This is a genomic window from Paracoccus binzhouensis, from assembly GCF_016446475.1.
GTDB lineage: Bacteria > Pseudomonadota > Alphaproteobacteria > Rhodobacterales > Rhodobacteraceae > Paracoccus > Paracoccus binzhouensis.
Genome location: NZ_JAEHFP010000131.1, coordinates 1 through 11,414 on the forward strand (window position 1 = coordinate 1; position 11,414 = coordinate 11,414).

An 11,414-nucleotide genomic window follows, 5' to 3' on the forward strand; every position below is an offset into this window, starting at 1 on the left:
ACCGCTGCCTGCGCGCCGCCGAGGGCGCGGCGCTGCCCGCGCATGGGCTTGCCATGGGATTCGCCCGCATGGCGCGGGCGCGCAGCACGCTGATCCTCGATGCCGCGCCGCCGCCCGGCGGGCCGGCGGCGGTGCGCGCCCATGCCTCGACCCTGGCCTTCGAGCTGACCGTGGCGCGCCAGCCGCTGATCGTGAATTGCGGCCCCGGCGACGGCTTCGGCCCGCTCTGGGCCAGGGCCAGCCGCGCCACGCCCTGCCATTCGGCGCTGTGCCTGGCCGGCCTCTCGTCCTCGCGGCTGAACCCGAACCGGCAGGAGGGCGAGCCCGACATCCTGACCGAGCGCCCCGATCTGGTCTGGGCCGGCGATTGCGATGCGCTCGGCAACCTGACCGCCCCGGATTGCGGCCCGGTGCATTCCCCGGAACCGGCGCATCTGCTGGCCGGCCATGACGGCTGGCTGGCCAGCCACGGGCTGACGCATCTGCGCGAGCTCTGGCTCGATCCCGACGGCATGGGCCTGCGCGGCGAGGATTCGCTGGCGGCGCTGGATGCCAGCGCCCAGGCGCGGCTGGACCAGGTCCGCCCGGACGAGGGGCTGGCCTTCGACATCCGCTTCCACCTGCACCCCGAGGTCCAGGCCCGCCAGCAGGGGCAGGAGATCCATCTGACCCTGCCGACCGGCGAGGTCTGGCTCTTTTCGCATGACGGCGTGGGCCAGCTGCGGCTGGAGGCGTCCTGCGTGCTGGACCGCGCGCTGGCCGAGCCGCGCCCCTCGCGCCAGATGGTGATTTCCGCGCATCTGCAGGGCCGGGCCATCCAGATCGGCTGGACCTTGGCGCGTTCCGGGGGTAGGTGACGGGCCAAATCCGCCATCCACCGCACGGGACCCCGACCGATGACCGACCGCATTCCGCTGAAGCGCGCGCTGATTTCCGTTTCCGACAAGACCGGGCTGATCGACTTCGCGCGGGCGCTTTCGGCGCGGGGCGTCGAGATCCTGTCCACGGGCGGCACCGCCAAGGCGCTGCGCGAGGCCGGGCTGACGGTGGTGGACGTGGCCGACGTGACCGGCTTTCCCGAAATGATGGACGGCCGGGTCAAGACGCTGCATCCGGTGGTCCACGGCGGCCTGCTGGCGCTGCGCGACAACGAAGAGCACATGGCCGCCGCGAAATCGCACCGGATCGGCATGATCGACCTGCTGGTCGTCAACCTCTACCCGTTCGAGGCGACGGTGGCCAAGGGCGCCGCCTATGACGATTGCATCGAGAACATCGACATCGGCGGCCCGGCGATGATCCGCGCCGCCTCCAAGAACCACGCCTTCGTGACGGTGGTGGTGGACGTGCAGGATTACGCCGCCGTGCTGGCCGAGCTCGACGCCAACGACGACACCACGACCTATGCCTTCCGCCAGCGGCAGGCGCAGATCGCCTATGCCCGCACCGCCGCTTATGACGCCGCGGTCTCGACCTGGATGGCGCAGGCCATCGGCGAGGAAACGCCGCGCCGCCGCAGCTTCTCGGGTACCTTGGCGCAAAGCCTGCGCTATGGCGAGAACCCGCACCAGTCCGCCGCCTTCTACACGGACGGTTCGGACCGGCCGGGCGTCGCCGCGGCGCGGCAATGGCAGGGCAAGGAACTCAGCTACAACAACATCAACGACACCGACGCCGCCTTCGAGCTGGTGGCCGAGTTCGACCCGGCCGAAGGGCCGGCGGTGGCGATCATCAAGCACGCCAACCCCTGCGGCGTGGCCCGGGGCGAGACGGCGGTGGACGCCTATCGGCGCGCCTTCGACTGCGATCGCACTTCGGCCTTCGGCGGCATCATCGCGCTGAACACCGCGCTCGACGCCGAGACCGCGCAGGCGATCACCGAGATCTTCACCGAGGTGGTCATCGCCCCCGAGGCCACCGACGAGGCGAAGCAGATCTTCGCCGCCAAGAAGAACCTGCGCCTGCTGACCACCGGCGGGCTGCCCGATCCTAGGGCGCCGGGCCTGGCCTTCCGCCAGGTCGCCGGCGGCTTCCTGGTGCAGGGCCGCGACAATGGCGTGATCCTGCCCGCCGACCTGAAGGTGGTGACGAAACGCCAGCCGACCGATCAGGAGCTGGCCGACCTGCTTTTCGCCTGGACTGTGGCCAAGCACGTGAAGTCGAACGCCATCGTCTATGCGCGCGAGCTGGCGACGGTCGGCATCGGCGCCGGCCAGATGAGCCGGGTCGATTCGACCCGCATCGGCAAGCGCAAGTCCGAGGACATGGCCGAGGCGCTGGGCCTGGCCCAGGCGCTGACCATCGGCTCGGCCGTGGCCTCCGACGCCTTCTTCCCCTTCGCGGACGGCATCGAGGCCCTGGCGGCGGCGGGCGCGCGGGCGGTGATCCAGCCCGGCGGCTCGATGCGCGACGACGAGGTGATCGCGGCCGCCGACCGGCTGGGGCTGGCGATGGTCTTTACCGGCCAGCGGCATTTCCGGCACTGATGGCCGAGACCGCGACCCCCAAGCCGCGGAAAAGCCCGGCGGCCCCCAGGCGGCGTGCGAAGAAGCCGCCGCCGCGGGTCTGGCGACCGGTCCTGCTGACGGCGGGGCTGATCTTCCTGCTGGATCAGGCGCTGAAATACCTGGTCGTGCATGTCCTGCAGCTGGACCGGGTGCGCGAGATCGACCTGCTGGACCCTTGGCTGAACCTGCGCATGGCCTGGAACCAGGGCATGAATTTCGGCCTGTTCGCCAGCGACGTGGAGGTGATGCGCTGGGTGCTGATCGCCATCGCCATCGCGGTCTGCCTGTGGGTCGGGATCTGGATCGGCCGCTCGAAGCCCACGCGCTTTGCGCAGATCTCGGCCGGGCTGCTGATCGGCGGCGCGCTGGGCAATGTCGTGGACCGGCTGCTTTATGGCGCGGTGGCGGATTTCCTGAACATGTCGCTGCCCGGCTGGCGCAACCCCTACAGCTTCAACGTCGCCGACATCGCCATTTTCCTGGGGGCGCTGGGGCTGGTGCTGCTGCCGCCGGAACGCAAGCCCGAGCCGAAGAAGCGCCGGGCCCCGGCCAGGCCGCGGACGCCGAAACCGCGCCCGGCGGCCGAAGAACCGCCTGCCGCCGGCGACGAGGCGCAGGCCGAGCTGGCCCTGGACGACAAGACCCGTGACGGCGCCGGGAATTCACGCTAGAACGGCGCCAGAAGAACGTGAGGGACGGAAGAGATGCGGGCGATCGCGCTGATGATGACCATGCTGGGCCTGGCCGCCTGCAGCACCGATCCGCATCTGATGAATCTCGATTCCGGCCGGTCCAGTCCCGACGAATTCGCGATCCTGCCGACCAAGCCCCTGCAGATGCCGGCGGACCTGAACGTGCTGCCCGCGCCCACGCCGGGCGGCAGCAACATCACCGATCCGACGCCGCAGGCCGATGCGGTGGCGGTGCTGGGCGGCAATCCCGGCCAGCTTTCCGCGCAGGGTGTCGGCGCGGCGGATGGCGCGCTGATCGCCTATGCCTCGCGGTTGGGCCGCGATCCGGCGATCCGCCAGACCACCGCGCAGGAAGATGTCGAATGGCGCAGCCGCCACTCGCGCCGGCTGCTCGAGGTGCTGGCGCGGACCAATGTCTATTACCGCGCCTATGATGCGATGACCCTGGACAGCTGGGCCGAGCTTGAGCGCTGGCGCCCGACCGGCGTGCAGCTGCCCGCCGCCCCGCCCCGCAACCGCGGCGAGGCGGCGACGGTGCGGCCGGCTGACCAGGCGCCGATCATGCACGGCGACTGAGCGCGGCCGCCGGTCCCCGATCACGCTTAGATGACGGGCGGCGGTCTTGCGCGGCCGGGCGGCGCAAGGCAGGGTCTTGGCGCGACCCGGAACCGGAGCCTGCCCATGACCATCCTTTCTCGTCTGGCGCCGCTGGCGCTGGCATTGGCCGTGACCCCCGCGCTGGCCGAAATGCCCAAGGGGATCAGCCATTTCACCCTGGAAAACGGCCTCGAGGCCGTGGTGATCGAGGATCACCGCGCCCCGGTGGTCGTGCAGATGCTGTGGTATCGCATCGGCTCGGCCGACGAGCAGCCCGGCAAGTCCGGCATCGCGCATTACCTGGAACACCTGATGTTCAAGGGCACCGACAAGCTGGGGCCGGGCGAGCTCAGCAAGACCGTGACCGCCAATGGCGGCATGGACAACGCCTTTACCAGCTACGACTACACCACCTATTTCCAGCGCATCGCCAGCGACCGGCTGCCGCTGATCATGGAGATGGAGGCCGACCGCATGGCCAATCTGAAGATCGGCGAGGATGACTGGCAGGCCGAGCGCCAGGTGGTGCTGGAGGAACGCTCGCAGCGCACCGACAGCGACCCCGGCGCGCAATTCGCCGAGGAACGCAGCGCGGTGCAGTTCTACAACCACCCTTACGGCCGCCCGGTGATCGGCTGGCGGCAGGAGATGGAGGGCCTGACGCGCGAGGACGCCATCGCCTGGTATGATGCGCATTACGCCCCGAACGCCGCGGTGCTGGTCATCGCCGGCGACGTGACGGCCGAAGACGTGCGCGAACTGGCCGAGACATATTACGGCCCGGTGCCGGCCAAGCCCGACGCCGCCCGCAAGCCGCGCCCGCAGGAACCGATCCAGCGCTCGCCCCGGCGGATGGAGCGGGTGGACCCGCGCGTCGCCCAGCCGGTGATGATCCGCAGCGTGATCGCGCCCGAACGCAACCGGGGCGAGCAGCAGACCGCCGCGGCGCTGACGGTGCTGGCGGAACTGCTGGCGGGCTCCAGCCAGACCTCGGTCCTGGCCCGCGATCTGGTGCTGACCGGCAAGGCGCTTTACGTCGACGCCTCCTATGACGGGTTCTCGGTCGATCCGACCACCTTCGGCCTCTCGATGGTGCCGGCGCCCGGTGTCAGCAACGAGGATGCCGAGGCGGCGCTGGACGCGGCGCTGGCGAAGTTCCTGGCCGACGGGCCCGACCCGGCGCAGCTGGAGCGGGTCAAGACCCGGATCCGCGCTGCCCGCGTCTATTCCCAGGATTCGGCGCATGGCCGGGCCTATGACTATGGCCAGGGCCTGGCCACCGGCCTGACCATCGAGGACGTGAACGACTGGCCCGACATCCTGGCCGCCGTCACGCCCGAGGACATCCGCGCCGCTGCCAAGCTGGTGCTGGAAAACCCGGCCCCCGTCACCGGCTGGCTGCTGCCACCGCCGGATGCGCCGGCCGAGGCCAAGGCCGACACGGCCGCTGCCGCCCCGCAACCCGTCCCTGCCGATGCCGCAAAACCGGGGGAAGTCGAATGATCCGCGCCCTTGCCACCCTTGTCTTCGTCGCCTTGGCCTCGTTGCCTGCCCGCGCCATCGAGATCCAGCAGATCACCTCGCCCGGCGGCATCAAGGCCTGGCTGGTCGAGGATCACTCGATCCCTTTCACCGCGCTGTCGCTGATGTTCAAGGGCGGCGCCAGCCTCGACGCGCCCGGCAAGCGCGGCGAGATGAGCCTGATGACCGCGCTGCTGGAAGAGGGCTCGGGCGACATGGACTCGGTGCAATATGCCGAGGCGGTCGAGGGGCTGGGGGCGCAGAACCGCTTCGATGTCGGCGACGACGCGCTGACCGTGAACGCCCGCATGCTGACCGAGAATCGCGACCAGGCGGCCGAGCTGCTGCGCCAGGCGCTGGTCGAGCCGCGCTTCGATCCCGATGCCGTCGAGCGGGTGCGGGCGCAGCTGCAGGCGGTGATCCGCTCCGAGGCGACCGACCCGAACGCCATCGCCAGCAAGGAACTGGCGCGGCAGGCCTGGGGCGAGCATCCCTATGCGACCTCGATCAACGGCACGCGCGACTCGGTGGCGGCGCTGACCCGCGAGGACCTGGTCGCCGCCAAGGACCGGGTGCTGGCCCGCGACCGCGTGGTGGTGGCGGCGGCCGGCGACATCACGCCCGAGGATCTGGGCCAGCTGATCGACACCATCCTGGGCGACCTGCCCGAGCAGGGCTCGGCGCCGCTGCCCGGCAAGGCCCGGCTGCAGCTGACCGGCGGGGTGACGGTGATCGACTGGGACAGCCCGCAGACGGTGGTCAGCTTTGCCCAGCCCGGCCTGCCGATGTCCGACCCGGACTATTTCGCTGCCTTCGTCGCCGACCACATCCTCGGCGGCGGCGGCTTCTCCTCGCGGCTGATGGACGAGATCCGCGAGAAGCGCGGCCTGACCTATGGCGTCGGCACCGGCCTGTCGAACGGGCTTTACGGCGAGACCTGGCAGGGCGGCATGGCCAGCGCCAATGACAAGGTGGCCGAGGCCGTGGGCCTGATCCGCAGCGAATGGGACCGTTTCGCCCAGGGCGGCGTGACGGAAAAGGAACTGGCCGACGCCAAGACCTACCTGACCGGGGAATATCCGCTGCGCTTCGACGGCAACGGCAAGATCGCCGGCATCCTAGCCGGCATGCAGCTGATCGGCCTGCCGGCGGATTATGTCAACACCCGCAACGGCAAGATCGAGGCGGTGACGGCCGCGGACGTGCAGCGCCTCGCGCAGCGCCTGCTGCATGCCGACCAGATCCGCTTTGTGCTGGTCGGCCGGCCCGAGGGCATCGACGCCACCAACTGACGAATCCTTTCCCGCTGCGCCGGGAAATGCTAGATCTGGGGGCATGAACACTCATGCCCCCAAGATGCGCCCGATCATCCGGCAACTGGACGAGGCCGCCGCCAACCGCATCGCCGCCGGCGAGGTGGTCGAGCGTCCGGCCTCGGCGGTCAAGGAACTGGTCGAGAACGCGTTGGACGCCGGCGCCACCCGGGTGGAGGTCGCCATCGCCAAGGGCGGCAAGGCGCTGATCCGGGTCAGCGACGACGGCTGCGGCATGACCGCCGAGGACCTGCCGCTGGCCCTGGCCCGGCACGCCACCAGCAAGATCGACGGCAGCGACCTTCTGGACATCCGCAGCTTCGGCTTTCGCGGCGAGGCGCTGCCCAGCCTGGGCGCCGTCGGCCGGCTTGTGATCACAAGCCGCGCCGCCGGTTTCGACGGGGCGCAGATCGCGGTCTCGGGCGGCCGCATCGGCCCGGTCAGGCCGGCCGCCGGCAATCGCGGCACCGTGGTCGAGCTGCGCGACCTGTTCTTCGCCACCCCGGCGCGGCTGAAATTTCTGCGCAGCGATCGGGCCGAGACCCAGGCCGTGGCCGAGGTGATCCGCCGCCTGGCCATGGCCGAGCCCTATGTCGGCTTCACCCTTACCGACGAGGACGAGGGCAAGCTGCTGTTCCGCGCCGATGCCGAGCAGGGCGAGCTGTTCGGCGCCCTGCAGACCCGGCTGGCGCGCGTCATGGGCCGCGACTTCATCGACAACGCCCTGCCCATCGACGCGACGCGCGACGGCATCACCCTGACCGGCTTTGCCGCGCTGCCGACCTATTCGCGCGGCGCCGCGGTGGCGCAGCATCTCTACGTCAACGGCCGCCCGGTGCGCGACAAGCTGCTGACCGGGGCGCTGCGGGCGGGCTATATGGACGTGCTGCCTTCGGGCCGGCATCCGGCGGCGGTGCTGTTCCTGACCTGCGAGCCGCATCAGGTTGACGTGAACGTGCATCCCGCCAAGGCCGAGGTGCGGTTCCGCGAGCCCGACATCGCCCGCGGGCTGGTGGTCAGCGCCCTGCGTCACGCACTGGCCGGGGCCGGGCATCGCAGTTCCACCACCGTGGCCACAGCGGCGCTGGCGGCGGCGCGGCCGGAACCGGCGCCGCGCGCCTATCAGGCGAGCTATGCCCCGGCGCGTCCTTCGGCGGCGGCGATCGCGGCGAGCCTTGCCTTCCAGGCGCCGGGCTTTGCCGAAACCCCGACCGCCCGCGTCGAGCCCGAGCTGGAAGCTCCAGCCGAGGATGCGCCGCTGGGCGCCGCCCGCGCGCAGCTGCACGAGAACTGGATCATCGCCCAGACCGCCGACGGCATCGTCATCGTCGACCAGCATGCCGCGCATGAGCGGCTGGTCTACGAGCGGCTGAAGGCGCAGCTTGACGCGAACGGCATCGCCACCCAGGCGCTGCTGATCCCCGAGATCGTCGAGCTATCCGAAGCCGAGGCCCATCGTATCCTCGCTATTGCCGATGAACTGGCGGCGCTGGGGCTGGTGATCGAGCCCTTCGGCGGCGGCGCGGTGGCGGTGCGCGAGGTGCCGGCGCTGATCCAGCGCCTGAACGCCGCGGCGCTGATCCGCGACATCCTGGACGACCTGGCCGATCAGGGCGCATCGGACCGGCTGCGGGCACGGGTCGATGCGGTGCTGTCCTCGATGGCCTGCCACGGCTCGGTGCGCTCGGGCCGGCGCATGTCGGCCGAGGAGATGAACGCGCTCTTGCGCGAGATGGAGCGGGTGCCGAAATCCGGGCAATGCAACCACGGCCGCCCGACCTGGATCGAGCTGAAGCTGGCGGATATCGAGCGGCTGTTCGGGCGATGATCGTCTCGCACCGGCACCGCTATGTCTTCGTGCATATTCCCAAGACCGGCGGCACCTCGCTGACGCTGGCGCTGGAATCGCGGGTCGGCCGCGACGACATCATCCTGTCCGACACGCCCAAGGGCCGCAACCGCCGCCGCCGGGTCAAGGGCGCGACGGCGCGCGGCCGGCTGTGGAAGCATTCGACGCTGGCCGATATCGAGGGGCTGGTCGCGCCGGAACTGCTGGCGGGCTACCTGCCCTTCACCCTGGTGCGCAATCCCTGGGCGCGGGCGGTCAGCTATCACAGCTGGCTGCGGGGCCAGAGCTTCGATCATGCCTCGGTCCGGCTGGCCAAGACCCTCGGCTTTGCCGATTTCCTGCGCGCGCCGCTGACGCAGAGGCAGCTTGCGGTGCCGGCGCGGCATTACCTGACCGGCTCGGCGGGCGAGCGGCCGGGGCTTTACCTGCGGCTGGAGCATCTCGACGACGACCTGCCGGCGCTGGAGCGGCATCTGGGCTTTTCCCTGCGCCCGCTGCCGCATGAGAACCGTTCGGTCCGTGGCGACTGGCGTGCGGCCTATGACGGGGACAGCGCTGCGCTGGTCGCACGCCTGGCGGCCGAGGACATCGCCCGCTTCGGCTATCGCTTCGATCCGGATTGACCCCGGCGCTGCGCGGGGCGACAAATGGGCATATGCCGGAGGTGCCGCCATGCTGGAAATCAGTCCCGAAAAGATCGCCCATGTCATCATCCGCGCCCGCGAATACGACAGCGGCGTGAACGCCTGGGCGCATAGCGGGCACCGCAAGGGCCACGGCACCCAGACCGAGCTGGCCGAGTTCATCGCCAGCCTGAACGAGGACGAGCAGGCCAGCCTGGTCGCGGTGATGTGGATCGGCCGCGACACTTTCGGCCCCGAGGACCTGGAGGAGGCGATCGAGACCGCCAAGACCGAGCGCCGCAGCCCGACCGAGGATTACCTGATGGGCGAGCCGCAGCTGGCCGATTACCTGGAAGCCGGGATGGAGGCCCTGGGCATTTCCCCCGAGGAGGTCGAGGACGACCTGCACCGCCCGGTCTGAACGGGGTCTGAACGCGCGTCTAGGGCTGCGCGCCGCGTCGGGTCAGCCGGATCAGCGCGCCGGGATCGCCGTCGATCAGCACCAGCAGCGCGCCGTCCGGGGCGATCTCGACGTCGCGCACCCGGCCGATGCCCTGCACCAGCCGCTGCTCCCCGGCGACGCGGTCGCCCTGGATCTTCAGCCGCACCACGGCCTCGGCGCGCAGGCCGCCGATCAGCGCATCGCCGCGCCATTCCGGGAACATGTCGCCCTGGTAGAACACCATGCCGCTGGGGGCGATCACCGGATCCCAGTAATAGACCGGCTGCTCCATCCCCTGCCGCGCGGTCAGGCCGCCGTCGATGGGATTGCCGTCGTAATTCTCGCCATAGCTGATGACCGGCCAGCCGTAATTGCGCCCCGCCTGCGGCCGGTTCAGTTCGTCCCCGCCCTGCGGGCCGTGCTCGACCGTCCAGAGCCGGCCCTGCGGGTCCAGCGCCGCAGCCTGGATGTTGCGATGGCCATAGGACCAGATCTCGGGCTGTCCCTGCCCGCCGGCGAAGGGATTGCCCGGCGCCGCCTTGCCGGTGGTGGGGTCGATGCGCAGCACCTTGCCCAGATGGTTGCCCAGGTCCTGCGCCACTGGCATGTCCGGCGGCAGACCGCGCTCGCCCGTGGTGACATAGAGATAGCCGTCGCGGCCAAAGACCAGGCGCGAGCCGAAATGCTGCGGCGAATCGACGCCCGGCTGCTGGCGGAAGATGACCCGCACCTCCTCGAGCGCGGTGCCGTCCGGCGACAGCCGGCCGGTGCCAACCGCCGTTCCGTTCTCGCCATTGCCGCGCGGCTCCGAGAAGCTGAACCAGACCTGCCGGCTGCGGGCGAAATCCGCCGCGACGGCTACGTCCAGCAGGCCGCCCTGGCCGCGGGCATCGACCTTGGGCAGGCCCCTCAGCGGCGCCGAAAGCCTGCCGTCGCGATAGATCCGCATGGCACCCGGCTTTTCGGTCAGCAGCAGGCTGCCATCGGGCAGAAGCGCCATGCCCCAGGGATCGCGCAGCCCCTCGACCAGCGGCGTGCGGGCCAGGCGCAGCGCCTGCGGCAGCACCGGCGCGCGGGTCTGGTTCTGGAAAGCCGGCGTCTGATCCGGCGCGTTCGGCGGATAGTCGTTGAAATCGGCCAGGGCCGGTGCCGCGGCCAGGGGAAGGGCGGCGGCCAGCAACCAGGCAGGGACGCGGATGGGGGTCATGGCTTCTCCGTCGCGTTCGGGCGTCGCCAGCGGCGTCGCGATGGGTTAACGCAGATCAACACGCGCGCGGCGGGGTTGTTCCGCCGCGACAAGGCTTCAAGCCAGCGCCGCCAGTTGCCTGTCAAACAGGCTATGCGCCCGGCCCCAGGGCCCTGCCTCGATCCGGTCGAGCCCTTCCAGCACCGGCAGCAGCTGCCCGGCATAATCCACCGCGCTTTCGCGCGGCAGCAGCGAGGGCAGGTTGTCGATCGCCATCACGTCCAGCGGCGGCTGCTCGGCGACCCGGATGACGGGATGCGCCCAGTCGGTGACCCGGTCATAGACCCGGACCGGGTTGAAGGCGCTGGTCGGGTCGCAGGCGACATCGCCGATCACCGTCAGCAGGCGGGCAGGAACGACCGCTTCCGGCGGGACCAGCACCGGGCTGTCCGGGCCGGCGAGGATGCAGTTGACGAACAGCTCATGCGCCAGGATCTCGGGGAAGGGGCCGCCGCCGGCGGTCTCGGCCATGTCCCAGCGGGTGACCGGCGCACCCATGGCCGCCAGCAGGTCCGAGGCGCCGCTGCCGACCCGGCCGAGCGCGCCGACGACGATGGCGCGCGGCCGCGGCGCGCCGGTGGCGTCCAGCTCGGCCCGCAGTTCCTCGAGCAGCAGTTCGCGGTT

10 protein-coding genes and 1 pseudogene are annotated in these 11,414 nt (G+C 70.7%); 9 read left to right on the plus strand and 2 right to left on the minus strand.

The genetic code is table 11. The features are described 5' to 3' along the window. The 9 genes from I9P22_RS20725 to I9P22_RS20765 all read left to right on the plus strand — a co-directional run. Positions 1–857: heparinase II/III family protein (locus I9P22_RS20725; protein WP_199261704.1), on the plus strand; the 857-nt coding region annotated here is incomplete at its 5' end. Positions 858–896: 39 nt separating this feature from the next. Then, positions 897–2,486, plus strand: coding sequence for a bifunctional phosphoribosylaminoimidazolecarboxamide formyltransferase/IMP cyclohydrolase (gene purH, locus I9P22_RS20730; protein WP_199261706.1), 1,590 nt, complete (start codon positions 897–899; stop codon positions 2,484–2,486). After that, positions 2,486–3,178 (plus strand): signal peptidase II, encoded by a 693-nt coding sequence (gene lspA / locus I9P22_RS20735; protein ID WP_199261708.1) that lies wholly within the window; start codon positions 2,486–2,488, stop codon positions 3,176–3,178. The genes purH and lspA overlap by 1 nt, the downstream gene beginning before the upstream one ends. A 33-nt stretch (positions 3,179–3,211) precedes the next feature. Beyond that, positions 3,212–3,775 (plus strand): DUF3035 domain-containing protein, encoded by a 564-nt coding sequence (locus tag I9P22_RS20740; RefSeq protein WP_199261710.1) that lies wholly within the window; start codon positions 3,212–3,214, stop codon positions 3,773–3,775. Between the two features lie 105 nt (positions 3,776–3,880). Continuing rightward, positions 3,881–5,299, plus strand: a complete 1,419-nt coding sequence (locus I9P22_RS20745) for a M16 family metallopeptidase (RefSeq protein ID WP_199261712.1) — start codon at positions 3,881–3,883, stop codon at positions 5,297–5,299. Next, the gene (locus tag I9P22_RS20750; RefSeq protein WP_199261714.1) at positions 5,296–6,609 is read left to right on the plus strand and encodes a M16 family metallopeptidase; all 1,314 of its coding nucleotides are present in this window, start codon (positions 5,296–5,298) and stop codon (positions 6,607–6,609) included. Before I9P22_RS20745 ends, I9P22_RS20750 begins: the two co-directional genes overlap by 4 nt. 43 nt (positions 6,610–6,652) lie before the next feature. Beyond that, positions 6,653–8,458, plus strand: a complete 1,806-nt coding sequence (gene mutL, locus I9P22_RS20755) for a DNA mismatch repair endonuclease MutL (RefSeq protein ID WP_199261716.1) — start codon at positions 6,653–6,655, stop codon at positions 8,456–8,458. Further along, the gene (locus tag I9P22_RS20760) at positions 8,455–9,102 is read left to right on the plus strand and encodes a sulfotransferase family 2 domain-containing protein (RefSeq protein WP_199261719.1); all 648 of its coding nucleotides are present in this window, start codon (positions 8,455–8,457) and stop codon (positions 9,100–9,102) included. The genes mutL and I9P22_RS20760 overlap by 4 nt, the downstream gene beginning before the upstream one ends. Before the next feature lie 49 nt (positions 9,103–9,151). After that, complete coding sequence (locus I9P22_RS20765) at positions 9,152–9,523, plus strand: DUF3775 domain-containing protein (RefSeq protein ID WP_199261721.1); 372 nt, start codon at positions 9,152–9,154, stop codon at positions 9,521–9,523. Positions 9,524–9,542: 19 nt separating this feature from the next. Here the strand turns inward: I9P22_RS20765 and I9P22_RS20770 are convergent, their stop codons facing one another. Both I9P22_RS20770 and I9P22_RS20775 read right to left on the minus strand, forming a co-directional pair. Next, on the minus strand, positions 9,543–10,751 hold the full coding sequence (locus tag I9P22_RS20770; RefSeq protein ID WP_199261723.1) for a PQQ-dependent sugar dehydrogenase: 1,209 nt from the start codon (positions 10,749–10,751) through the stop codon (positions 9,543–9,545). A 96-nt stretch (positions 10,752–10,847) separates the two neighbouring features. Further along, positions 10,848–11,414, minus strand: a pseudogene (locus tag I9P22_RS20775) (saccharopine dehydrogenase); the annotation flags it as partial.

Bases quoted from the DNA above. Each gene is read 5' to 3' on its own strand.
- I9P22_RS20760 (WP_199261719.1), top strand. From the start codon at position 8,455: ATGATCGTCTCGCACCGGCACCGCTATGTCTTCGTGCATATTCCCAAG.
- purH (WP_199261706.1), top strand. From the start codon at position 897: ATGACCGACCGCATTCCGCTGAAGCGCGCGCTGATTTCCGTTTCCGAC.
- mutL (WP_199261716.1), top strand. From the start codon at position 6,653: ATGAACACTCATGCCCCCAAGATGCGCCCGATCATCCGGCAACTGGAC.
- I9P22_RS20740 (WP_199261710.1), top strand. From the start codon at position 3,212: ATGCGGGCGATCGCGCTGATGATGACCATGCTGGGCCTGGCCGCCTGC.
- I9P22_RS20770 (WP_199261723.1), bottom strand. From the start codon at position 10,751: ATGACCCCCATCCGCGTCCCTGCCTGGTTGCTGGCCGCCGCCCTTCCC.
- I9P22_RS20750 (WP_199261714.1), top strand. From the start codon at position 5,296: ATGATCCGCGCCCTTGCCACCCTTGTCTTCGTCGCCTTGGCCTCGTTG.
- I9P22_RS20765 (WP_199261721.1), top strand. From the start codon at position 9,152: ATGCTGGAAATCAGTCCCGAAAAGATCGCCCATGTCATCATCCGCGCC.
- lspA (WP_199261708.1), top strand. From the start codon at position 2,486: ATGGCCGAGACCGCGACCCCCAAGCCGCGGAAAAGCCCGGCGGCCCCC.
- I9P22_RS20745 (WP_199261712.1), top strand. From the start codon at position 3,881: ATGACCATCCTTTCTCGTCTGGCGCCGCTGGCGCTGGCATTGGCCGTG.